Source organism: Myroides fluvii, from assembly GCF_009792295.1.
In the GTDB taxonomy this organism is placed as follows: Bacteria; Bacteroidota; Bacteroidia; order Flavobacteriales; family Flavobacteriaceae; genus Flavobacterium; species Flavobacterium fluvii_A.
On record NZ_CP039934.1, the window covers coordinates 3,150,417 to 3,176,281 of the forward strand.

18 protein-coding genes are annotated in these 25,865 nt (G+C 34.7%); 14 read left to right on the forward strand and 4 right to left on the reverse strand.

All coding sequences use genetic code 11. From position 1 onward, the window contains the following. Positions 1-90: 90 nt before the first annotated feature. The 3 genes from FBR08_RS14080 to FBR08_RS14090 all read left to right on the forward strand — a co-directional run bounded on the left by FBR08_RS14080 (position 91) and on the right by FBR08_RS14090 (position 3,891). Entirely contained in the window at positions 91-831 is a 741-nt protein-coding gene (locus FBR08_RS14080) for a sensor histidine kinase (RefSeq protein WP_158963301.1), read from the forward strand. Beyond that, a complete protein-coding gene (locus tag FBR08_RS14085; protein WP_158963302.1) occupies positions 797-1,507 on the forward strand; it encodes a LytR/AlgR family response regulator transcription factor in 711 nt (236 codons plus the stop codon). Before FBR08_RS14080 ends, FBR08_RS14085 begins: the two co-directional genes overlap by 35 nt. 116 nt (positions 1,508-1,623) lie before the next feature. Further along, positions 1,624-3,891 (forward strand): cation:proton antiporter, encoded by a 2,268-nt coding sequence (locus FBR08_RS14090; protein ID WP_158963303.1) that lies wholly within the window; start codon positions 1,624-1,626, stop codon positions 3,889-3,891. A gap of 59 nt (positions 3,892-3,950) precedes the next feature. Here FBR08_RS14090 and mdtD read toward each other — a convergent pair whose 3' ends face one another. Next, positions 3,951-5,378: a multidrug transporter subunit MdtD gene (gene mdtD, locus FBR08_RS14095; RefSeq protein ID WP_158963304.1), complete on the reverse strand. Its 1,428-nt coding sequence runs from the start codon at positions 5,376-5,378 to the stop codon at positions 3,951-3,953. Between the two features lie 146 nt (positions 5,379-5,524). After that, entirely contained in the window at positions 5,525-6,103 is a 579-nt protein-coding gene (locus tag FBR08_RS14100) for an anthranilate synthase component II (RefSeq protein WP_158963305.1), read from the reverse strand. A 39-nt stretch (positions 6,104-6,142) separates the two neighbouring features. Between FBR08_RS14100 and FBR08_RS14105 the strand changes: the two genes are divergently transcribed. After that, positions 6,143-7,111, forward strand: a complete 969-nt coding sequence (locus FBR08_RS14105; RefSeq protein ID WP_158963306.1) for an aminodeoxychorismate synthase component I — start codon at positions 6,143-6,145, stop codon at positions 7,109-7,111. A gap of 67 nt (positions 7,112-7,178) precedes the next feature. Here FBR08_RS14105 and FBR08_RS14110 read toward each other — a convergent pair whose 3' ends face one another. Next, positions 7,179-8,687 (reverse strand): hypothetical protein, encoded by a 1,509-nt coding sequence (locus FBR08_RS14110; protein WP_158963307.1) that lies wholly within the window; start codon positions 8,685-8,687, stop codon positions 7,179-7,181. 204 nt (positions 8,688-8,891) lie between these two features. On the opposite strand from FBR08_RS14110, the gene FBR08_RS14115 reads away from it, so the two are divergent. Next, complete coding sequence (locus FBR08_RS14115) at positions 8,892-9,710, forward strand: helix-turn-helix domain-containing protein (protein ID WP_233266123.1); 819 nt, start codon at positions 8,892-8,894, stop codon at positions 9,708-9,710. 85 nt (positions 9,711-9,795) lie between these two features. Here the strand turns inward: FBR08_RS14115 and FBR08_RS14120 are convergent, their stop codons facing one another. Then, the gene (locus FBR08_RS14120; RefSeq protein WP_233266124.1) at positions 9,796-10,512 is read right to left on the reverse strand and encodes a helix-turn-helix transcriptional regulator; all 717 of its coding nucleotides are present in this window, start codon (positions 10,510-10,512) and stop codon (positions 9,796-9,798) included. 334 nt (positions 10,513-10,846) lie between these two features. Between FBR08_RS14120 and FBR08_RS14125 the strand changes: the two genes are divergently transcribed. From FBR08_RS14125 to FBR08_RS14165, 9 genes are all read left to right on the forward strand, one after another. Continuing rightward, positions 10,847-13,237, forward strand: a complete 2,391-nt coding sequence (locus tag FBR08_RS14125; protein ID WP_158963309.1) for an outer membrane beta-barrel family protein — start codon at positions 10,847-10,849, stop codon at positions 13,235-13,237. Between the two features lie 178 nt (positions 13,238-13,415). Then, the gene (locus FBR08_RS14130; protein WP_158963310.1) at positions 13,416-15,770 is read left to right on the forward strand and encodes an outer membrane beta-barrel family protein; all 2,355 of its coding nucleotides are present in this window, start codon (positions 13,416-13,418) and stop codon (positions 15,768-15,770) included. Between the two features lie 232 nt (positions 15,771-16,002). Then, positions 16,003-18,411, forward strand: coding sequence for an outer membrane beta-barrel family protein (locus tag FBR08_RS14135; protein WP_158963311.1), 2,409 nt, complete (start codon positions 16,003-16,005; stop codon positions 18,409-18,411). A 327-nt stretch (positions 18,412-18,738) separates the two neighbouring features. Next, on the forward strand, positions 18,739-20,226 hold the full coding sequence (locus FBR08_RS14140) for a radical SAM/SPASM domain-containing protein (protein WP_158963312.1): 1,488 nt from the start codon (positions 18,739-18,741) through the stop codon (positions 20,224-20,226). A 3-nt stretch (positions 20,227-20,229) separates the two neighbouring features. After that, positions 20,230-22,431 (forward strand): peptidase domain-containing ABC transporter, encoded by a 2,202-nt coding sequence (locus tag FBR08_RS14145; RefSeq protein ID WP_158963313.1) that lies wholly within the window; start codon positions 20,230-20,232, stop codon positions 22,429-22,431. 47 nt (positions 22,432-22,478) lie between these two features. Continuing rightward, a complete protein-coding gene (locus FBR08_RS14150) occupies positions 22,479-23,033 on the forward strand; it encodes a HutD family protein (protein WP_158963314.1) in 555 nt (184 codons plus the stop codon). Positions 23,034-23,053: 20 nt separating this feature from the next. Continuing rightward, complete coding sequence (locus FBR08_RS14155; RefSeq protein ID WP_158963315.1) at positions 23,054-24,400, forward strand: SMI1/KNR4 family protein; 1,347 nt, start codon at positions 23,054-23,056, stop codon at positions 24,398-24,400. Beyond that, the gene (locus tag FBR08_RS14160; RefSeq protein ID WP_158963316.1) at positions 24,401-24,943 is read left to right on the forward strand and encodes an RNA 2'-phosphotransferase; all 543 of its coding nucleotides are present in this window, start codon (positions 24,401-24,403) and stop codon (positions 24,941-24,943) included. A 507-nt stretch (positions 24,944-25,450) separates the two neighbouring features. Continuing rightward, entirely contained in the window at positions 25,451-25,846 is a 396-nt protein-coding gene (locus tag FBR08_RS14165; RefSeq protein WP_158963317.1) for a helix-turn-helix domain-containing protein, read from the forward strand. Positions 25,847-25,865 lie beyond the last annotated feature (19 nt).

The following is a 25,865-nucleotide window of genomic DNA, read 5'->3' on the forward strand; positions in this document are numbered from 1 at the left end:
CGAAATTTTATACTTTGAGATAATCCAAAGAAAAAGGTAGAGACTGACACATAAATTATGTTGAAAAACAAATAGTTAAAGGAAATTACGATGGAGTATTTATACCTTTTTATCATATTTTTATTACTCGTTATTGTGGGGATTTTGTTGTATTTCTTGCTACAGTACAACAAACAAAGGGTTGCTTTCGAAAAAGAAAAAGACTTGTTTGATACAAAAATAAAATACCTACAACTGGAAAATCTAGAATCACGGTTAGATCCTCATCTATTTAAAAATATTCTGAATTCGATACAGTCTCATGCATACCAAACCTATTATGCCTTGGATAAGATGGCAGGTGTGTTGGATTATATTTTGTATGATAGTCAACGCAAATTGGTTACTTTAAAAGAAGAGCACGAATTTGCATTGCGCTTGATTGATATTAATAAAATCAAACTGAATCCACTTTTTCGCCTTGATGTTCGTTCGAATATTGGAGAAGTTGAAGCCTTATATGCCGAAGATTTGGTGGCGCCTCTCATCTGTGTAGAGTTGATAGAAAATGCTTTTAAACACGCGGATTTAACTGGAAATGATGCTTTTATAACCATTCTTTTTAAGTTGAAAAACGGGCAATTTGATTTAGTCGTTTCGAATAAAAAATCCTCTAAAGGGTCGTTGAGAAAAGAAAGAGGCGGGTATGGTTTATCTGCCTTGCGTGAACGTTTGCACCTGATTTATGGCCCGTATTACAAATTGGAAAAATCAGAAGACGAACAAGTTCACTCGATGCATTTAAAAATTAATTTATATGATTTCAAAGCTAAAATGTATACTCTTAGATGATGAGTTATTGGGATTAAAATACTTGAAGATGCTATGTGAGCAAATTCCGGAAATTGAAGTGGTCAAAGTATTTGACAATCCAACTCAATTTTTAGAAGAAGCACCTGCGTTAGATTTTGAATTAGCTATTCTCGATATCAATATGCCTGGGATGGACGGATTAAGTGTAGCTCAATTGCTAGACAATAAGGGAGTCGTCTTCGTTACCGCTTACAAAGAATATGCTTTGGAGGCATTTGAAGTCGATGCTATTGATTATATTGCCAAACCAATTAAAAAAGAACGCTTGCAACGCGCAGTTCAAAAAGCAATGCGCCAATTAAAACCCATCGAACAAAATACGTCCTTGACCATCAATTCCAATAAAGGAAAGGCTATTTTGCAATTTGATGATATCCTCTATATTAAAACATGTGAAAATGATGGTCGAGATAAGGAAATAATCCTGGAAGGAGAGCAGCATTTGATTGCCAAGAACATCGCTTTGGATAAACTGGTAGAAGTGCTACCTGCTACCAAATTTTGTCGCATCAATAAACGAGAAATTATAGCACTAAAGATTGTGCGCTTTTTTGGCCATGATTTAATCACTACGCAATTGCTAACGGAGCATGGAAAGCCTCTTGAGCTTACGTTAGGTGTTACGTTTAAGACCGATTTTCTAGATAAGATTTAATTTCATTACAAGAATTTCGCGTTTCATTACAAGAAAGCTTGGTTTGAACTCAGGTCGGTGTTTTCCATTCGATATATTTCAGAATTTTACTGCTGAAATCGAAAACCTTATTTAAAATGTCAAAATATAGAAATTCCCTACTTTATGTTTCTATTATTGGTGGATGTACTGCTCTTATCTATTGGGTAGTCACACAAGGATCAAAATTGGAAGTCAATACAAAAGCCGTAGTTTCTGAAAATACAGCTTGGGAGAACTTCCTTCAAACGTTAATACACAACTTAGAAAGTCCCTTAGCATTGCTTCTGGCTCAAATTGTAACCATTGTTTTGGTTGCTCGAGTATTTGGTTGGATTTGTAAGAAAATCGGACAACCTTCCGTAATTGGTGAAATTATTGCAGGGATCGCTTTAGGACCTTCCCTCGTTGGTACTTATTTTCCAGAGTTCTCTGCGGTCATGTTTCCAACCCAATCTTTGGGTAATTTGAGCTTTTTGAGTCAAATCGGATTAATTCTCTTCATGTTTGTCATCGGAATGGAATTAGACCTCAAAATATTGAAAAATAAGGCCCATGATGCTGTTTTAATTAGCCATGCGAGTATTGTTATTCCCTTTGCTTTAGGAATGGCATTAGCTTATTACATATTCGAATCTTTTGCACCTGATGGGGTTGATTTTCTGTCTTTTGGATTGTTTTTAGGTATTTCCATGAGTATTACCGCCTTTCCTGTATTGGCGCGGATTGTACAAGAAAGAGGGTTGCAAAAGACGCGAATAGGAACCATTGTTATTACGTGTGCTGCTGCTGATGACATCACAGCTTGGTGTTTACTAGCTGGCGTAATTGCCATTGTACAAGCAGGTAGTTTCGTGAGTTCGCTTTATATCATTGCTTTAGCTTTTATCTACGTGATTGTGATGTTAAAGCTTGTGCGTCCCTTTTTAGCGCGTATTGCAAAATATCAAGGCAATAGCAAATTATTGAGCAAAGGAACTGTCGCCATCTTTTTGTTGACGTTAATTATTTCGGCTTATTGTACGGAAGTAATCGGTATTCACGCGTTGTTTGGCGCGTTTATGACGGGTGCTATCATGCCAGATAATATGAAGTTTAGAACTATTTTTATTGAGAAAGTAGAAGACGTAGCCGTTGTTTTATTCCTTCCTTTATTCTTTGTTTATACAGGATTACGTACAGAAATAGGTTTGTTGAATGAACCCTATCTGTGGAAAATTACAGGGCTTATTATTTTAGTAGCAACCGTTGGTAAATTTGTAGGAAGTGCGATAACGGCTAAGTTCGTCGGAATAAATTGGCGGGATAGCTTGACCATCGGAGCTTTGATGAATACCCGCGGACTAATGGAACTCATTGTGTTGAATATTGGATTTGACTTAGGTGTTATGACGGGTGAAGTATTTGCAATGATGGTCATTATGGCGTTAGCTACTACTTTTATGACAGGACCTTTACTGGATCTAATTGCTAAAATATTTGGTCCATTAGGCGATGAACCTCAACACAAAGGTGTTGTCATCGGAAAGTATCAAGTCTTCTTGTTTTTTGAGCATAAATTGAGTTTAGCCCCCTTGATGAAATTGGCTAATGCGTTTACTGGAAAGTCAAGTGTAGATACGCGTATTACAGCCATGCACATGATTGATAGTCAGGAATTAAATTCATTTAACACCCAAGATTACGAAGAGGAAATATTTGAGGCAGTTCAAGAACAAGCAACAGAAATGGATCAAGAGGTTCAGACCTATTACAAAGTGTCCAATGATATAGAAAGTGATGTAGTGGGCATGGTTCATCAAGAAACGTGCGACTTATTGCTTATTGAGATGGGGTATTCCATTTATCGCGGTTCTGTGTTAGGGAATATTCTCGGATTTACCACGCGTATTATTAATCCAGATGTCTTGTTAAACAAAGTAACTGGAAGAGAAAAATTATTCGAAAATTCGTGGTTTAACGCGCGTACTCAGCAAATTATGAATCGCACGAAAGTGCCTTTGGGAATTCTAATTAACAAGGACTTTCAAAAGTTAGAGCACGTATTCTTGCCTATTTTTAGTAAAGGAGATTTAAAGCTATTGCCGTATGCTCAAAAAATGATCCGAAACAATGATGTACAAGTTTCGATTTTAGACGCCACTGGAGAGTTGGAAAACCACACGGAGTTTAAAGAACACATTAGGCTTATTGAACAGTATAAGCCAAATCATATCCGCATTGTAAGCAATAAGGTTGTGTCGAAAGAATTCATCGAAGAATTCGATTTAATGCTCATTACCTTAGACAGTTGGAAGAAGCTAATCGAAACTAGAAGTATCTGGTTAAATCATGCACCATCCATGCTTTTAATGCAATCGTTATAACTATTTAGTTATGTTGTTTTATATTAATTTGCAGAACCTCAAGCCGAAAAGCTTGGGGTTTATTTTTTTGATGATCCGTAATCTTGCGTACCCGATAAGCTAGCGCCGTCATTTTTGTTGAGTTTCATAAAAACGGTGCTCGATAAGATGGTCAAGATTCCCATAACTAAAAAGGTGTAATTGAAAACGGCCGTCGGTTGCTCCGGAATATCAATAGAACTAGCTCTAAAAATTTGTAAAAACATAGCGGAAATTGAAATTCCCAAACTAATCGCTAATTGTTGGGTAACGGATAATAAGCTATTGCCATCACTAGACGTTGCATGATCCAAATCGGCTAGGGAAATCGTATTCATAGCAGTAAACTGTACGGCATTAAAGGCGCCATTGCATACCATGAGTAGAATAATCACAAAGAAGGGCGTCTGCTGGTTGACAAAGAAAAAAAGACTAATGAGAACTCCTGTTGCAATTGTGTTGAAAACCAAGGTCTTTTTATAGCCATATCGCTTTACAATAGGAATGACAAAATTTCTGGAAATTAGGTTTGATAAAGCTTGTGGAATCATCATTAAGCCTGCGTAGAAAGCCGAATAACCAAAGCCGAGTTGCAGTAAAAGGGGAATCATTAAGGGCATTCCTCCAATGCCAAATCGCGTAACGAGATTGCCAATAAGACCAATATTAAGCGTTTTAATCTTAAACAAGTCGAGTTTAATTAAAGGACTTGTGCTTCTTTTGGCGTAAACAATATAAGCAATAATGAGAAGTATAGCCATGATAAATAATCCCACTAACTGAACTACGGAAAGACTAGGAGAATTCCAACGCTCAATGACAAGGGTTAACACGGTTAATCCACCACTGAATAAAATCCATCCCATTACATCAAAACGCTCCACTTTGTTTGTGAAGTTTGGAATAATGAATCGGGCCATGATAATAGCGATAATCCCCACAGGTAGATTAATGAGAAAAACCCAATGCCACGATAGTTTTTCAACCAAAAATCCACCAGCGGTAGGGCCTAACATCGGACCAATTAACGCGGGAATCGTAATAAAATTGATGATTTTTAAGAGTTGATCTTTGGGGTACGCATAAAGGAGTGTTAGGCGTGCAACCGGAACCATCATGGAACCTCCAATAGCTTGAAATATACGAGCGAAGATCAATTCATTTAGCGTATTAGACAAGGCACAAAATAAAGAACCCAACGTAAATAAGGCAACGGCGAGTATAAAAATTCGCTTGGTTCCAAATCGATCCGCTAGCCATCCGCTTAACGGAATTAACAGCGCTACTGTCAAAGTATAAGAAACAATAATACTTTGCATTTCCAAGGGCGATTCACCCAAGCTCTTTGCAATAGAAGGAAGACTTGTATTTAGAATAGTACCATCTAAAGCTTGCATGAAAATAGCTAAAGCACCTAAGTAAGGGAGGTATTTCTGAACTTTGGGATCTTGTATTATTCCAGCTTTCATCTAAAGAATGTGTTTTGCTATAAAAGTTTGAATTTACCATTTTACATTTAGCCAAACAATATTTTTTAGAAGTTTTATGATTTATGGACAATTTGTATTCCATTCAAAGTTAAATAGAATCCCAAAATTGATAAAAGAAGAAATCGCTATTGTTCAATCCAATTGGCTAGCATTTTCCTACCCGTTTGAGTCATATAAGATTCAGGGTGAAATTGAATACCCCTAATGTTTTTTGTTTTATGCCTAAAAGCCATAACAACTTGCTCATTGCTCATTGCCGTAATTTCGAGAGAAGTGGGGAAATTATGTTGAGCTAAAGCCCAAGAATGATACAAACCAATAGGCGTTTGATTTGGAATACCTTCAAAGAGTAAATCGGGAATCATCAGTTGTAATTGACGCATTTGTCCATGAAAAACGTGTTGAACATTGTATAATTCTGCACCGTAATACTCTCCAATAGCTTGATGGCCTAAACAGACACCGAGTATAGGTTTACTGTTCTCATAACGCGCAATAATATCAAATAAAATCGGGTAAGAACGAGGTACATCTGGGCCAGGGGATAGAACCAATTGATCATAAGCTTCTAAGTCCTCGAGTTGTACTTGGTCGCTTTGTACAACATGAATCGTACAAAGGGGATGTTCATCAAAAATTTGATACAAATTATACGTAAACGAATCGCGGTTATCGATAATTATAATTTCCTTCTTTGAGCTCATAAACAATTTGTATTTTTGACCTTCAATTTAGATTAGATTATGAGCATCAAAGATACGATTATCTCAAGTATGAATACATGGGGAAAGGAGAGAAAACCTTTTTTATTTTTTGTAGACTACCAGGGGGAGAATGGGCAAGTTATTCCCTTAGATAAAGTGGATGTTAATGCAATAGCATATCAATTTAATGATTTGACAAATCAAGAATTTCCTGCTGACTTCCAAGTTCCAAAAATAAATGCGCAACCCATCGCATTTGAAACCTATCTCGCTAAGTTTGATCAGGTGATGAATCAAATAAAAAAAGGCAATACTTATTTACTTAATCTTACTGTGTCAACACCCATTGAAGTAGAGGGTACTTTAAAAGATATTTTTTACGCGAGTAAGGCTAAATATAAACTTTGGATAAAAGACCATTTTGTGTGTTTTTCACCTGAGATTTTTGTTCAAATAAAAGAAAACAGGATTTATTCCTATCCGATGAAAGGAACTATTGATGCTTCAATACCTCATGCAGAAGAATTGATTCTAGCAGATGAAAAAGAAACAGCAGAACATTTTACTATTGTTGATTTGATTCGCAATGATTTGAATATCGTAGCTAAAAATGTCGGTGTAGATCGCTTTCGCTACCTCGATCGGCTACAAACCACAAAAGGAGAGTTACTGCAGGTAAGTTCTCAAATTAGTGGAGATTTACAAGAAAACTGGCAAGAAAGTGTAGGAGATCTTTTAGCTAAATTAGTACCTGCTGGTTCCATTACCGGATCACCCAAAGAAAAAACGGTTCAAATTATTAGCGATGTCGAAGGTTACGCGCGCAATTATTATACCGGTATTTGCGGAGTGTTTGATGGTACAAGCCTAGATACTGCTGTGATGATTCGCTTTGTCGAACAGCAAGGGGAACAAATGGTATACAAAAGTGGAGGGGGAATAACTTTTGCCAGCCAAGCGGATAAAGAATATGAAGAAATTTTGCAAAAAATTTATCTTCCTATCTAAAGGAGTAAAAAACCGATACAAGAAAAAGGCGTATCGGTTTTTTTTGTGTTCAGGTAATTGTGCGACCTTAGACTTCGAGTGTAGTGAAGAATTGACGTATTTGTTTAACCAGGGTGATGTCTAAAACTAAATTGTATTTTTTTTCTTGCTTGTGTCGGATGGTATAATCAAATACCAAGGGATACAAGATATCGTATAGTGATTTTAGTGAAGGTGCTTCTTTGTCTTGGGCATACAAAGCTAAATACAACAAGGAGTGAATGCTATTTGTTTGAGGGACATAATGAAGGTGATGCAAGATGTAAATTTTGAGCTTAACAGCTAAACAGACGTGCAAATGATGTGTTGTGATATACGTCTCTTTTTTGGGGTTAGTAAAGTCTTGTTCTAGGGTTAGATTTATTTGTTTTAAGCGCTTTTTATAGGGGAGTATAAAATCACTATAATCTCTCATGCTGCTTTTATACCAGTGAATTTGCGGATAATAATCACTGGCGTAAATTTTGTTTTTTGGTTGAATAATGGAACTGAAAAATTCCGAAAACTCGTAAACATGGTCCTGAATATAGAGGCGAGTATGCGCTAAGATTGTCAAGCCGAGGCCCTCTTGGTTCGATTCAATATCCTTGATGATTCTCTTTGTTGCTTTGGTGGGAGTCTCTTTAAGCAGCACCAATAAATAGACCTGTTTTTGTTGCTTACTTTGCTGAAAATACAGTATTTCGTGAAATTGATAGAGCTCTTCTACTTGATTGGTAATCAGTAGAGGCAAAAGTTTTTCTTTGTATTTGAATGGTTTGTTTTTTGTTTTCCTTATGGTTCTTCTTGGCCTAATCAGCGATGTTTGCCCATCAATTTGATCTAGTACATGAAGAACAATGCGATGGAGTTTGCTTTGAATTTTTTGCAGGGAGGAGTTCCACACATCGTCTTGTATATCTTGCGCCAAGTCATTTAGAATATAGTAAACATTTGGCTCGCTTTTGACGAATAAGGTTTTTATTTTGGGAACAACTTGCTCCAAGAGTAACAAGCGCTGTGTTAAGGTCATTGTTGTGTTTTTTATCCCCAACAAAACAATTTCTAAAACATCGAGATCATAAGTAAAAGCTTTTAATAGGGCGTGACTACTCCCGCGGTATTGCTGTTTTACTAGATCTTGACAATAAGTAGCTAATAAAGCGTGTTTGTCTTGATATAAGGCAATGAAGCCACCTAAAGACGTATATAAAATTTTTGGCAACGCAGTTGATGTTGCTTGGTAAATGAGATTGGTTGCAGTAAGACTCGTCTTAAAAAGAGAATTGCCTATTGTTGCGTGATAGCTTAAGTCTTTGTCGTCTAGTACGATAAGAAAAATCGAGTCTTCGCGTAGTAAAGTTTGACTAGCTATAGTTGAAAATAACGCATGTGTTTTGTCCTGTGTATATACCCATAAGCCTCGTTGTGTAGAAGATTGTCCAATTGCTCCAAACCAAATGACTTTGATGTGGTTTTTTGCGATACCTATTTCTAGTAGATGGAAGAGTTCTTGTGAGAAGTCTGGAGGGAATGTGTCTCGCCAATTCGTTTTCATTGTGTGTTTTTTACGGGATTAGATATTTGATTTATGTAATAAATAGTGTTTTTATTTGAATTAACATCAATAAAAATGATTATATTTTGTTGAATTTTCTGTATTTTTGTGCTTTAGGTATAAAATCAAATATACGAACAAAGTTTTTTTCTACCATGAAAAATTACGTATAACGTTCGTATATTTTTTGTAAATTCTTTAGATATGGATAAAATTCAGCGCCTTAATGAGGCTATTAAATGGATTGTTTTTGAAGGTTTGGCGAAAAATCACACCGACCTTGCTAAAAAATTAGGGTATAAGAAATCGTCTTTTTCACAGATTGTCAATGGAAAGGTGAATATTAGCAACAGTTTTATTAATCGCTTGGTCGCTTTTGCGCCTATATTGAATCGCAAGTGGTTACATAATGGGGAGGGAAGTATATTTATTTCTCAACCGAAAACGATACACGAAGAAGCGATGAAAGGGCATCGAAATGGGGTTAACCTCTTGTTTGAAAGTGAATCAACGTATTTGGTAAAGAGCCAAATACCCGAAATTTTCTACAATCAACGAGGCAATACGTTTACTTTTTACTCAGGAGGTAAAATGGATATCGAGGCATATAAGATTCCCTTTACGGCTCATACTGCATATGTTGAATTGTATCGAGATGCAAAGGCCATGCAAGAGCACTTCAGTCGAGTCGAGTTTAGCGTAGATTATCTTGAATTGGGATATTATCAAGCCTTTGAGGTAGTGGGAGATACAATGAATGGAGGAAATATTGAAGACACGCCAAATGGAGCGGAAATTTTAGCTAAAGAAATAAATAGAGATTTGTGGGAAGGTGGTTTTAAACCCACAAAATATGGCTTTATCTTAGTGACCAAAGATTATATCTTGCATAAAGATATTGCTGATTTCAATGTGCAAACTGGAATTTTTCGCTTATCTAATCGCAATACTAGTTATGCTATGATAGAATGTTCCATTGAGGATGTTCTGCAAATTTTTCACGTGATTAAACGCTTTTTTTAACCGAGCTACTTGCTATGATACAAAACACGAACGCTGTTTGTGTTTTGTCATTGTAGGGGGATTGCCTCTATAGGTAGGGCTTACCCTATATTAGCTTGTGTACAATAGCGAAGCGAATGGCCTCGGCTGTCGTCTTCACTTGTAGTTTTTCTAGAATTTTTTTTCGGTGAAATTTAATCGTATCTGCTGTAAGACAGAGTAAAGAAGCTATTTCTAGAATGGCATATCCTCTAATGGAATACTGTAATACTTCTAATTCTCGAGGAGAAAGCTTAGGTTTAGTTCTCATCTCCCACGTTTTTTGTTTCGAGTGATAGACCCAAATATGCTCACTTCCCCTTTTAAAAATCGTACTATTTCCCGCTTGGTGTGCAGTGGAGAGGGAGACTATACAAATAGACTTCCACAATTCCCCCGTTTTTTTGAGGCACAAAGGCGTCATTTCTTGGTGTATTAGAAAGGTGTGCGTTAACCTGTGTTTGAGGTGAATGTCAAAAGACAACGTATATTGTTTTCTCTCTTTAATGGGGATAGAAGAGAAAAAAGAAAATCCCGCTTTTGTTACTTGGACCAATAGATCCCGCTCCTGGTTGGGGATGCAGTGGGTGTAAAAGTCAAATCCCATTTTTTGTACTTCTTGAGGAGAATAACCACAGCAAAATAACGGATTGTCAGAAACGTAGTCAAAGACCTTGTTTTGATGATCCACAATGTAAATGCTTTTGTAGGTCATTCTAGCTAAAGCTTGTACAGCTTCGAGGTAATGGGGATTGAATGCTTTCTTTTTTTTTCTTTTTTTCATAATCTATGGAAGAGTTTTCTTTTAAAAATAATAGAAAATAAAAGATGTCAATCAATGATGTTTTTTTGTTGTATGTAATAGGTGTTGAATGTTTGAATAGTGATAGAAATAAATGCATTTGAACGCATCGACATCTACTCTGGATGCTATGGAGATGTACTTCTCTCTTTTTCCTACTCCTCGGTGTAGTTTTTTGTTTTTGATGTAAAAACTACCCGTAGGTGTAGCAGCTAGGAAATCTAATTCACTTAATTTAGATAAAATAAATCATAATAAATTGACAATCATTTACTTATGTTTGATTTTTATATGTTGATTGAAAAATAGTTCTATTATGTATAAAATACTCCTTAATTACTTTTTTATACTATTGCTTTTAGGTGATGGTGTGAGTTATAGTCAATCCTTTCGTATAGTAGGACAGGTAGTCAATGCAACGACTCAGCCGGTTGAATTCATGGATGTCTATCTCACTACTAGCACAGCATCCAATATGCCTCATACCTATACCGATAGTTTAGGGAATTTTACGTTACAAGCTGTAAGGGGAAGCTATACGTTGACACTCGCTGAATTTGGCAAAGAGAAATACAGTCAAGTTATCACGTTAACCCAAGATCTCAACTTAGGGCAACTCACAGTAGATGAAGGTGTAATGTTAGACAGTATTACCATTACAGCCAAGAAAAAGCTGATTGAACGCAAAGTCGATCGCTTGGTTTTTCACGTGGAGAATTCTGTTGCAGCTAGTGGGGGAGATGCTTTAGATGCGCTGAAAGCAACACCTAGTGTTCGAGTTAAGAATGATAAAATTGCCGTGGCAGGTAAGTCCAATGTTTCAATCTTGGTTGATGATAAAATTATCGTATTATCAGGAGATGAATTAAACCAATTTTTAAAGGGAATAGCGAGTGATAATATAGCTCAAATTGAAGTAATGACAATACCTCCTTCAAAGTATAGTGCTGAGGGAGATGGTGGAATGATCAATATTTTATTAAAAAAAACAACACAACACAGTTGGAGCAATACCAGTAGAACTGCTTATACGCAAGCGACTTATCCATCAACTTCTTTTGGCAATAGCTTTAATTATCAAAAAGGTAAGTTTAGTCTTTTAGTTGATGCATCAGTAAGGCAAACCAAAACAATTTACACCAATGATATTCACTATTATTATCCAAAGGAACATTGGCAAAGTGAAATCTATGATAGAGTAAATAATTTTGGTTTTGCGAGTATTGTCAATTTTGGATATGATATAAGTGACAAACACAACATAAGTTTTCAATACCTTGGCAATAATGACATGCCAAAAACAAAGGAAAGGGGTATAACAGCCATTTATAAGAAAGAAGATCAAAGTTTATCTAAAACACTAGCTTCCATAAACAATACAGTAAATAATAATGGCAATCATTCCTTTACAGCAGGATTGAGTACTAAATTGGATACCCTTGGTAAAAAATATACAATAGATGTAGATTATTTACTGTCTTCATCAGATAAAAATAACAAGCAAACCACACAAGAAATCCGTGAGGATAATGCTCAGGATATAGTAACGCTGCTAACGAATAGCAATGTGCAACGCATCAATAATTTGGCTACTCAAATTGATTTTGAACTTCCTTATGCTTGGGCAACATGGGAATTTGGTGGAAAAATAAGCTTTACCAAAATCAACAGTGGTATTGATATTGAGACAGCGGAAGAACTAAAACCAGTAAACCGACAAGAGGATCAATTTACTTTTCGAGAAAACACGCAGGCACTCTATTTTTCAGGTGCTAAATCATGGGGCGAAAAGTGGCAAGTAAAAGCGGGTTTGCGTGCCGAATCTACTCAAAATAAAGGGAATTCTACTCGTATGCATCAGACCAATACAAGCAAGAACATCAAATTATTTCCAACCTTGTATGTATCCTATAAGTGGAATGATATGCACGATATTTCATTAAAATACAGTAGGCGAATACAACGTCCTTCTTATAAAAATCTAAATCCTGCTCGATGGTATTTGAATACAACATCCTATGCAGAAGGGAATCCTTTTTTACAACCGGCCTTTACGACCGCTTTAGAACTTTCTCATTCTTTTAAGAATCGATTGTATACAACGGTGTCTCTTAGTCAAGTGAAGGACGGATTTGGGCAACTGACGACGCATAATGAAGAACATAATTTTCAAAAATTCACGCAGTTAAACTATTATTCAGCACATATTATTAACTATAATCTGTATGCTACTATTGATTTGTTTCACTGGTGGACCACCGCTTTTGAATTCAATACATTTTATACAGAAACGAAGACAAATACAACCTATTTAAAGCCCAAATATTCTGGATGGGGCGCTTATTTTATTGCGACCACTACGTTAACACTTAATCCAGCAAAGACACTTATCGCGGAAATTAGCTATGAACAAGATTTTGCCTCTGAATACATCGGGACTAGAATGAGCGCAAATGCCAATGTAACGGCTGGAATAAAATTATTCCTATTGGATAAGAAGTTACAATGTGCATTGAACGCTAATAATATTTTCGGAACAGATCAAGCGATGCTATCGAACACAACACAACATATATTTCAAACGTTCAAACAATACTATGACACACAGTATATTAGATTCTCTCTGTCTTATTCTTTTGGGAACAAAAATATCACGGTGAAACAACAAAATACGAGTAATGAGGAGGAAAAGGGAAGGGTTAATTAAAAGAAAAACGTTCAAAGGAAAACATACCCTAAACTACTGGTTTTTTTATAAAAACTACCCGTAGGTGTAGCAGCTAGGAAATCTAATTCACTTAATTTAGATTTTAATAAAATACATGATTGATATTCAATGTGTTAGTTTTTATTTTTTGAATATTTTATCTAAAAATAGTTCTAGTATGTCTACATTATTCTGTTCCTTTTTTTTCATTTTATTGTTGCTTGGAGGTAGATGCTATGGCCAATCGTTTACCATAGAAGGACAAGTGGTAAATACGAAAAATCAACCAATCGAATTTATGGATGTGTACCTTACCTATACCTCTGATTCTAATATGCCTCAGGTGTATACGGATAGTTTGGGACGTTTTATTCTAAATGCCGAAAGGGGAATTTACACCTTAAAAATAGATCAGTTTGGAAAGGAACTTTGGATGAAAACGATTGATTTAGTAAAAGATATAGATTTAGGTGTTTTAGCAATTGATAATGCTGTGCTATTGGAAGAAGTGACGATCAATGCGATTAAGAATTTTGTGAAGTATAAAGGTGATAAACTTCTTTTCGATATAGAAAACAGCCCTTTGGCTAAAGGATATAATGGATTAGAGGTTCTTCGGAGGAGTCCTAAACTTCAAATTAGCAGTGATGGCTCCATACAATTGAGGAAAAAAGAAGTACAGGTTTTAGTAAATGGTCGAAAGGCTACGATGGGCCAAGAAGATTTGAATCACTATTTAGAGAGTTTGAGCTCTGAGGATATTAGAAGCATAGAGATTCAAGATGTAGCAGCGGCAGATGCAGAAGCTTCAAATAGCGGTGGAATAGTGAATATAGTACTAAAAAAAGAAATTTATGGTCTTAGAGGGATTGTAAAAACGAGTGGAACTTATTATAAACCAAGATATAATAATTTTTTTGGAGACATTAATTTAATCTACGGGCATGAAAAATGGAATGTCTATTTTACCTCAGGTGTTAGCAAAAATAGATCAAAAGGACTATACAACAATCAATTCGATTATAGCAATTCACGACGACAGCACCAATATGGAATTTTTTTACAGGACAACAAATCGTACAATTTTAGAACAGGGATTGTGTTTTATCCGAATATAAAGCACGAGTTTGGCGGGGAGTTTTTCTTAAGGAATGGAAAAGACAGGTTGACAGATTATCAATTACTTAAAATTTACAATCCCACTTTAGCAATTGAGGGAGAAACTAATTCGTTAACCCATGATAAAACAGCTATTTGGTACGTTACAATTAATTACAAGTATAGCATAGATACCCTTGGAAGTTACCTCAAGTTTATTGGCGATTATGGTAGTAATAGATTGAATCGTTATAATACGGGGAATATTATCTATGCTCTAGGTCAGGTGGGAGACAGCAATTTTTTGTTCGATACGAAGGCTCCATCCATTTACTATACAGGGCAAGTTGACTGGTTACAAAAGTTGAAATCAAATTGGCAACTGTTTTCAGGTGTTAAATTCAATCGAATAGCACGCAGTAATGAATTGAATAGTTCAGAAAAGAGGGACCAAGATTGGCAATTGATGCCAAAGGGTATTGAAGATTTTAAAAACACAGAAAATATTGTTGCGTTTTATACCTCAATAGAGAAATCGATTACTAAACACAATTATTTAAAAGTTGGTCTAAGAGGAGAATTTACATCAGTAACAGGGATAAATAAGATAAACAATGAAGATGTTAAGGTGAGTTACGTTGATTTATTTCCCTCTCTTTTCTATAAGTATAGTATAGATAATAAACGTTTTTTGTCGTTATCCTATCGTCGAAGTATTAATCGACCTTCATTCAGAGATTTAAACCCCTTTGTTATAAAACAGAGTGATTTTTTATTTCAAAAGGGAAATCCAGATCTAACTCCACAATATAATCAACGAATCGATCTTACATATGGAACAAGTAAAAATGAATTTTCTCTGTTTACTAGATTTTCAAAAGACCTTATACAACAAGTATATTTTGTAAAAGACAGTACTAATTATGTGCAACCACTGAATTTTGGTAAAGAATACAATAGTGGCATTGATCATACCTATTCAGGAAATATCACTAAATGGCTCTATGTAAATGTTTCGTCAGGGGTGTATTATTATAGTTTTAAATCAAGTGAATTAAAAAAATCTCGCCCAACATGCTATAACTATATCTATTTACAAGCTACGCTTCCTAAAAGTTACCTAATTGAATTATTTAGTAACTATGATTACCAATCACAGTATAGAAACATACTGGGGGCTTATCAATATGGATTAGATGTGACTGTTCAGAAAAAGATGGTAGGTGATCAGTTAATTGCTAAACTTTATATCACAGATTTATTAAATACGCGTAGAGATAAAAATCGTTCTACTTATACTGATTTTACGTTTGATTTTTATCAGAAACGATTAACAAGAGGAGTTACGTTTTCTATCCAATACACTTTTAATAATCAAGGTAAAACGAAATACTCCAATGTGCAATCTGACAATCAAAGTAGAAACAGACTATGATATAGTAAAGCCGAAAATCCTTAATAGAGTAGGTTTAATTGAAAGTTTAGGAATTATGAAGAATTTTACAAGAAAAACATACCCTAAACTTCTGTTTTTTTTGTAAAAACTACCCTTAGGTGTAGCGGCTAGGAAATCTAATTCACTTAATTTAGATAAAATAAATCATAATAAATTGACAATCATTTACTTATGTTTGATTTTTATATGTTGATTGAAAAATAGTTCTATTATGTATAAAATACTCCTTAATTACTTTTTTATACTATTGCTTTTAGGTGATGGTGTGAGTTATAGTCAATCCTTTCGTATAGTAGGACAGGTAGTCAATGCAACGACTCAGCCGGTTGAATTCATGGATGTCTATCTCACTACTAGCACAGCATCCAATATGCCTCATACCTATACCGATAGTTTAGGGAATTTTACGTTACAAGCTGTAAGGGGAAGCTATACGTTGACACTCGCTGAATTTGGCAAAGAGAAATACAGTCAAGTTATCACGTTAACCCAAGATCTCAACTTAGGGCAACTCACAGTAGATGAAGGTGTAATGTTAGACAGTATTACCATTACAGCCAAGAAAAAGCTGATTGAACGCAAAGTCGATCGCTTGGTTTTTCACGTGGAGAATTCTGTTGTATCTCAAGGAGGGAATGTTTTAGATGTTTTGAATATAGCCCCAAATATTAGTGTTAGAAATAATCAAATTATAATAATAGGTAAAAGCGAGTTGTCTGTAATGATTAACAATAAAATGTTGAAATTGTCTGGAGATGATCTCCTGGGGTATTTGAAAAATATAAAATCAGAAGACATCTCAACGATTGAAGTTATAACTAATCCACCCGCAAATTACGAAGCTGAAGGTAATAGTGGTATCATCAATATTAATTTAAAAAGAGAAACACAAAAGGATTGGTATGTAGATCTAGGTGCGTTTTTTAAGCAATCTAAATACAGCCAAGTAGGGCAAACGCTAATAGTAGCTTATACTAAAAAAGCAATTTCTTTCTATGGAAGTATCAATCATAATGATGGATTATATTTTAATAGAACGGAAGACACGACGATTTATTATAGCGATAAAATGTATCGTTCTTTAAGTGAAATGAAGTATGATTATCGAGCTAATAATGCTATAAACCTAGGTTTAGATTATGAATTAAATAAAAAGACTACAATTGGTATTCAATATTTAGTTACCGATAACACAATTAAAGGAGAGGAGAAAAATGACACCTATATAGAGAATGAAGAAAAATATCTTTTGCAAACGCTATCTACAACTAATATCGAAAAACGCAATGGGAGTTTAAATTTTTACTCTACTTATAAAATAGACTCCATAGGTAGTAAAGCAATGTTAAATGTTGATTATTTCAATTACAGTAGTAATAATTCACGATCTTTTATAACCAAACAGTATGATGATTTTATCCATTATGTTTCTGGAAATGATTATCAAGCAGAAAATGGGAGTAAGCAGGATATTAAAAACTATGCTACTCAACTTGATATAGAACAAAAACTAAATGGAGTAGATATTTCTTACGGCGCAAAGTTTTCTCATACTCAAAATAATAGTCAAAGTAGATTTCAAGCGTTGAATTCAGAAATGTTGGCTTTAAAAGATGGAACAAATGATGGAACAAATGATGATTTTACTTATGCTGAATCCATAGCAGCTGTCTATATCTCAGGAAGCAAAAAGATAGGAAAACATTTAGAAATTACGGCAGGATTACGCGTGGAACGCACAAATACAAAAGGAAATTCTACTACACTGAGTCAGACGAATAACAACCTGTATACTAAATTATTTCCAACGGTTTACTTCATGTATAAATTAAATGAGTTCCATGCTTTTAGCCTAAATTATGGTAGACGAATTAATAGACCCTCTTATTCTATTTTAAATCCCTTTGTTCGGTATATTAATCAAACGACGACATCCGAAGGAAATCCCTTTTTACAACCGTATCAAACAGATAATTATGAGCTCAATTATAATTATAAAAACAATTGGAATACAACAGTTTATCTAAGTACTTCCAACAATATATTTAATCAAGTCAATTATATCACCAACGACAACATTAATTCTATAACAAAATATGAGAATTTTTATAATCAATTCACATGGGGAATTACTGAAAACTATAGATTTAATCCCTTCCATTTTATGGAAAGTGTTCTTGCAGCAACTATTTATAACAAACAAATAAAATCTTCTTTACCCCAAACTTTACAATCCTATCAAAGTTGGAGTGCTTTTTTTCAATTGGGAAATGAAATCTTTCTCACCAAAAATAAAAACTGGGTAATAGTTATGAATTATTGGGCTCAATTGTCTGAATATGAAAGTATATATAAAAGAAAAGCGCTGTCTTCATTTGATGTTGGTTTTAAAGCAGTGTTTCTAAACCAAAGCTTAGTGCTGTCTATGTATGGAGCGGACTTATTGCGGACAGCAAAAATGGATAATGTGTCAAATTTTAATGGGATTGTTAATCATGCTAAGAATTATGAAGATAGACAGTTTATAAGAATTGCTGTAAACTATACGCTAGGTAAAAGTTCCTTTAGAAGCAATGAAAATAAACCGAGTAACGAGGAGGAAAAAAACAGATCAAATTGAATAAAATTTTGTTGCAACAAAGATGGAGGATGCCAAAAATCCATTTTTAAAAGAGTAGGTTAATATGTAATTTAATTAAAATGAAGTTTAACAAAAAACAATCAGTGAAATCAAATCCTAAAATTCAAGAATTGTTGAATACAGATTTGATTAGAATTAAGGGAGGTGCAATAGGACCTCAGAATTTTTGTAATTCAACTTGCGTTGCTTGTACACCTGGTAATGCTGTGTAAGTTTTAATAATCAGGCGGTAATTTTACAGAAATTACCGCCATAATTTAAAGTTGATTGAGTTAAATCTTTTGTACAATTTAAAAATAATTCAACATGGAAAATCGAAATAGAAGAATCATCTTCAATCCCGCGTATGTGTTATTTCCTGATGAAGGACGAACCTTACTCTTAAGTAAAGAGACCCTTAGAATATCTTTATATTCTATTCCTGAAGTATTTACATTTATTCATCCTCTTTATGCTGTTATTCTAAATTTTTTCACTGGAGATCAGAATTTTTATAAAACAATAAAAGCTATATCTGATTTTTTGAATATTGACGAAATAGTTGTGAATAATTTTGTACTAAATATTATTGATAATAAAGAACAATTTTTTATTGAATTAGATAATACTATAATGTTTTTTCCAATAAACTGTTTAATAGATGTCAAAGAAGATAAAACAAGAGCCAGATTAGATCATAATCTATTTAACTATGATAAATTGAATTTAATTCACAAAAGAACTGTGTTCCCTGTGGATATTACCTTAATGTTGACAACTGAATGTGCTACAGATTGTATCTATTGCTATGCTGATATAAGAAAGAAAATTAAATGTGATATAAGTTTTGAAAAGATTGTGGCATTAATTTATGAGGCGAAACAACATAATTCTAGAAGCTTTGAAATAATTGGTGGAGAATTTTTGTATTACCCCAAATGGAAAGAGTTGCTTGTTGAATTAAAAAAGAATGGTTATAATTCTTTTTTATCAACTAAAGTGCCTATAACTCAAAAAATAGTTAATGATTTAAAAAGTATAGATGTAAAGGATATTCAAATCTCACTTGATTCTCAAAATAATGGTGTCCTTATTAAAACGCTTAAGGTTCACAAAAATTACCTTAATAAAATGAAGAATTCTTTAAAAAATATTGATGAAGCAGGGATTAAAATATATATACACAGCATTATAAATAAATACAATGGACAATTGGATGATATACAAGAGATGTATTCTTTTATTAAAGAACTTAAAAATGTTCATTCTTGGAAACTTGATCCAGCTGGTCCTTCCATTTATTTAGATTATGAGTATTCTGAATTTAAACCTCACAAAGAAAAAATCGTTTCTATATATAATTATTTATCATCATTGAATGAAAGCTGGATAAATATTTCTGGCTTAAAAGTGTCTGAATCGCAGAAAATAAGTTATGAACAAAAAAAAGAGAATTTCAAAAATAGAGGTATATGTTCAGCTAATAATTCACAACTATTTATTCTTCCAGACGGTAATGTTACTATTTGTGAGGAACTGTATTGGAATAATCATTTTTTAATTGGAAATGTGAAGGAACAATCGATTCAAGAAATTTGGAATTCAACAAGTGCACTAGTATTAAAAAGCATTCCACAAGATGAATTAAAACCTGATAGTCCTTGTAAAACTTGTGAGGAATATGAGGAGTGTAAGCTTTCTATGAAGCAGATATGTTGGAGAGAGACTGTTAAAGCATATGGAGAGGATAAATGGTATTATCCAGATGTAAAATGCCCAAAAGCACCTAAACCATTTTTTGATCTTGATTTTTAGTCCATGAATTTCACCCCCCAACACGACCAAATGGATTGCGGTCCCGCTTGTTTGGCGATGATAGCTGAGTATTACGGCAAAGAAGTTGATATACAATACATCCGAGAACAGTGTTTCATTTCGAGAGAAGGAGTTTCCTTATTGGGGATTAGTTTGGCTGCCGAGAAAATAGGATTAAAAACAAAGGCAGTAAAAATTAAAGTACAAGAGATAGAACAAGCATTGCTACCTTGTATCTTACATTGGAATCAAAATCACTTTGTTGTGCTCTATAAAATTTCGACTACTTTATTTTCCAAACAAAGAAAATATAAAATTGCAGATCCAGGCTATGGATTGATTGCCTTATCCCAAGAGAAATTTGAAAAATCGTGGTTAGCTGATGGAGAGCGAGGGGTTACTTTGCTATTGACACCGACAAAATCCTTTTCCGATCAGTCTATACCCAAACCCCAAAAGCAAACGGTTCACTATTTGCTCAACTACCTCAAACCCTTTCGCAAACAAGTGCTACAATTAATAGGATTGTTACTTTTAGGTACCTTGACGATGTTGTTTTTTCCCTTTTTAACGCAACAGCTTATAGATGAAGGAGTCAATAAATCTAATTTATCTGTTATAACGTATGTATTGATGGCTCAACTTGCCTTTTTTCTGGGTAATATTGTGTTTAGTGTAGGTAGAAATTGGATTATGTTGATCATGGGAACCAAAATCAACATTCAAATTATTTCTGATTTTTTAAAGAAATTATTGCAATTACCCATTGCGTTTTTTGATACCAAATTGATGGGCGATTTTAATCAACGTATTCAAGATCACGAGAGGATTGAACAGTTTTTAACTTCAGATAGTTTGCTTACCGTATTTTCAATGCTTACCTTTTCTGTTTTTTTTGGTGTATTGTGGTATTACGATATCCAGATTCTAATGGTGTATATGAGTCTAACGCTTCTTTCTATTGGTTGGTCTTTGTATTGGCTGAAAAAAAGAAAAATGTTAGACTATTTTCGCTTTCAACAGCGCAGTGAAAATCAAGAAGCAATTTATGAAATGATTCATGGTGTTTCAGAAATGAAATTAAATCAATTGGAAGAGACCAAGCGAATAGAGTGGGAAGCAATACAGCAAAAACTTTTTGTTATTAATAGAAGGATTTTAAAAGTAGATCAATTGCAACTCTCTGGATTTGAATGTATCAATCAATTGAAAAATATCGTTGTAACCTTTCTTGCGGCTTATTTAGTGGTGCATCAAAAAATGTCCTTAGGTGCTTTACTAAGTGTTTCTTATATCATCGGTCAGATGAATAGTCCCATAAATCAACTCATCTCTTTTTTTCGATCACTCCAAGATGCAAAGTTGAGTTTAACTCGATTAAATGAAGTACAACAGCATCCCATCGAGGAGCAAGAGTCCTTAAAACCATTAACTGTTACAAAAGAGAAACAAGAAAACGTTGCAACTCGTGGGATTCATTTAAACAACGTATCTTTTCAATATGAAGGCCCCAAATCGCCTTATGTGTTAAAAAATCTTCATTTGTTCTTTCCAGAAGGTAAGGTCACTGCTATTGTAGGGGCTAGTGGAAGTGGTAAAACAACACTGATGAAGTTGCTTTTGCGATTTTATGAACCCACTCAAGGGAGTATTCAGTATAATACAGAAGACCTATCAACCTTATCGCCAAAAAGCATCAGAGAAAATGCAGGGGTAGTCATGCAAGACGGCTATATTTTTTCGGATACCATTGCACGAAATATTGCAACAAGTGATCCAGCATTTAGCGAATCCAAATTAGCTTACGCTGCTCAAATAGCCAATATAGAATCATTTATATCTGAATTGCCTTTGGGATATCAAACCAAAATTGGTGCCGTGGGCAATGGTATTTCAGGAGGACAGAAGCAACGCCTTTTAATTGCACGTGCAGTCTATAAAAATCCACAGTACCTCTTCTTTGATGAGGCGACTTCAGCTTTGGATGCGGAAAATGAAAAAGTCATTCACGATAATCTACAGGCTTTTTTTAAAGGAAAAACCGTATTGATTATTGCCCATCGATTATCCACTGTAAAAAAAGCGGATCACATCGTCGTGTTGAAACACGGACAATGCATAGAAGAAGGAAACCACCAAACCTTAGCCGCTAAAAAAGGAGCATACTACAACCTAGTGAAAAATCAACTAGAATTAGGGAGTTGAGGACATAAAAAATGTAGTAATTTTAGGCTTTTAAGTACACGTTTAGTATGCATATTGAATTTAGATCAAAAGAAAGCGTAACGGCTAGTCAATGGACAGGCGGACAGACCAGAGCATATACCATTTATCCTCAAGAAGCTGTTTATGGCGATCGAAATTTTGCCTTTCGAATCAGCAGTGCTACCATTGAAACGATTCCCTCCGAATTTACCAAATTTGAAGGCTATCACCGCTATTTAGCCATGCTGGATGGCAAGCTCCAATTGACCATCAATGGAGTGGATAAACAGTATGAAAATCACGAGCTATTTGCTTTTAAATCAACGGATACCATTACTTCTTATACGCAAGGGACTGATTTTAATTTGATGTTGAGAGATGACATTGTCGATGAGGTAGTTGCTGTGCGTGATCAACCCTTTCAAACCCATCAACCGTTTATTATGCTATTTGCATTAGCGAAGGGAGAAGTTGGGATTAATACCCAATCTTTTGAAGTACAACCTTGGGATTGTATCATGATTACCAATGAGGAAGGTCTGCTAGTGGAAGTACAATTGGATCAACAGACCCTTGTAGGTTATTGGTCGATCCCAAAATAAAATAAAGGAGGAGAAGAAAAGTGGAGATACAACTAAGTAGAATCAAAGAGAAATTAACTGGCATCCAAAAATACGATAAAGGTCTTGTTGTATTTGGAGCTGATTCCCATGGCTATCAAGTAGGTGCCTGTGTGAGTATAGAGGAAGTTGCTGTTTTGGAACAAAAGTACAATATTCAATTACCCGAAGCTTATGTTGCATTTGTGACTCAAATCGGAAATGGCAATTCAAATGAAAATGCATATAGGGAGAGTGCGGCTGGACCTTATTACGGGATTTATCCGTTAGGAGGAGGATTAGAAGATTTAAGCATGGAAGATGGGGAACAATTCCTGTCTTATCCTTGTTTATTAGATCCAGATATGTGTAATGATGTTTGGAATAGACGAGTAAAAGAATACAATAACACACAACAAACAAGAGCAGACTATCTTAAGCATACTGCTGCTTTATTTGGTGGATTATTGCCAATTGGAACACAAGGAGATGCCGCTATAACTTGCTTGGTTTTGAATGGAAAACACAAGGGGAGAATCGTTTACCTCCATGATACTTATTTGTCCGATTTTGCACATGAATCGAATCTCTTAGCTTGGTATGAACGTTGGTTGGACGAGCTTATATCAGGGGAATTAGTCAGGGATGGTGGTGAAGATTTTGGCTATGCTTTAGGAGGATCGAATGAGTCACTTTGGCTTGCTTATCAGGAAAGTAGAACAGAAAAAGGACAGCTCCTTTATCTGCGTACTTTGTTAACAAGAAGTACGGTTAGTAAAGAAATCTTAGATGAGATAGTAGAAGCGATTCCAAAGACAGCTAATCAAGTAAAGTTGAGTTTAATTTCAATTGTAGCAGCAAAAAAATTCCATGTGGCTATTCCTTTTTTGGAAGAACAGATCGAAGACAATTTGTTGTTTGTGTTGCAGCATATTCACTGGTATGCTGAGGATAAAGCGTATTGGTTGCCCATGCTGGAATATTATAAAGATAAGATTGATGAAATAGAAACGTATCGTTTTTATACCTATATAGCGGCAAAGGCTACACCTGACTTTGGTAATTTAGTACTTTCTAAACTTACTTCACCCTTGGTTACTATGCGACAGCAAACTATTTTCATTTTGGGGAAATTGGAAAATAGACAAGCCTATGCATCCTATTTCATTACTGCATTAGAAGACGAAGATTACTATGTAGTACTCTATAGTATACAAGCACTTAAAGGAGTAAAGGATGAACGATTGCCACAAGCGTATGCAGTAGTGTATCAAAAGTATAAAAATAGAGCGGAGGATTATTATATCATAGAGAATCTAAAACATCGTTTAGAGGAGATGCAGCTAACACTAGAAGATTTACAAGCCTAAATGGAAGAAGCAAGAAAGAAAAGTATAGGAAAGTTTTTGTCTTTAATTTTACGACATGAACCCAGTAACATAGGTATTCAGTTGGATGCCAACGGTTGGGCAGATATTGACGAATTAATTCAAAAATGTGGAAAACATCGCGTTTCTTTTACCCGAAGTGAATTGGATGAGGTTGTAGCGACAAACAATAAGAAAAGATATTCATTTAACGAGGACCAAACAAAAATACGCGCCAATCAAGGACATTCAATTGTGGTGGATTTGGAGTTTTCTCCCGAAGATCCTCCATTGTTTTTATATCATGGAACAGCCAATCGTTTTTTATCGTCTATTTACAGGGAAGGCATCAAAAAAATGAGTCGCCAACACGTGCATTTGAGTCGAGATAAAGCAACAGCAACAGCCGTAGGTTCCCGTCATGGTAGCGTAATAGTCCTAACTATTTTAGCTGGAAAAATGAAGGAAGATGGTTTGCTGTTTTATTGTTCCGCTAATGGCGTTTGGTTAACCGATTATATTGATCCAAAGTATATTTCTAAATAGGGTAGAATAGTAATTAGTTGACTGTCAACTGTCACCCACCACCACCACCCAGTATCACCCTGAAAATAAAAAATTCATTCAACTTTTGTCCTCCTGACGAAGAAAGAAAAAGGGTCGCATCTGTTGCGTCCATCCAGTTGAGGGGGAGTGGTAGGTAGGAGTAACAAGCGTTGAGCAACAGATGCGACATATCTCACCAAGTTATTATTTTGTTTTGGAGTTCGATGAATATCTCTCACCTATTTTATATTTATTTTAGTGTTCGATGAATCTTCACTACGTTTCGATTTCTCCTGCGTCGAGGAGACATAGTGGGGAGTAGGAGTAACAAGAGAGCAAAAAACAAAAAGCAAAAAAGCAATAACCAGCGTTAATAAAAAGAGCATGAGTTTATCCGTTATAATATTCATGTTATAGGATATTTTACCAGATAATTTTCTAACTTTACCATTCAGTCTTTTTAACTCATTGGCTTTATCTTTGAGCCTTTTAATTCAGCGATTAAGTATGGAACATGCAGTACACCAAGGAAGAAATGTAAAGCGTTTTAGAGAAATGCTTGGAATCAAACAAGAAGTTCTTGCCTTTGATTTAGGGGAAGATTGGAATCAAAAGAAGATCTCTTTACTAGAACAGAAAGAAGTAATTGATCATTCCCTCTTACAACAGATTTCAAAAGTGTTGAAAATACCCGTTGAAGCAATTGAGAATTTTGATGAACAACAAGCGATTAATATTATATCTAGTACATTCAATGATATTAATTATAATCCTATTTTTAATAATAGTCCTATTGATAAAATTGTTCAGCTACACGAAGAAAAGATTGCGTTGTATGAGCGTATGCTGAAAGAAAAAGACGACATGATGAACCGCTTGGAAAAGTTGATTCAAAATAAATAGTATTTTTTTGTTTGGCCTC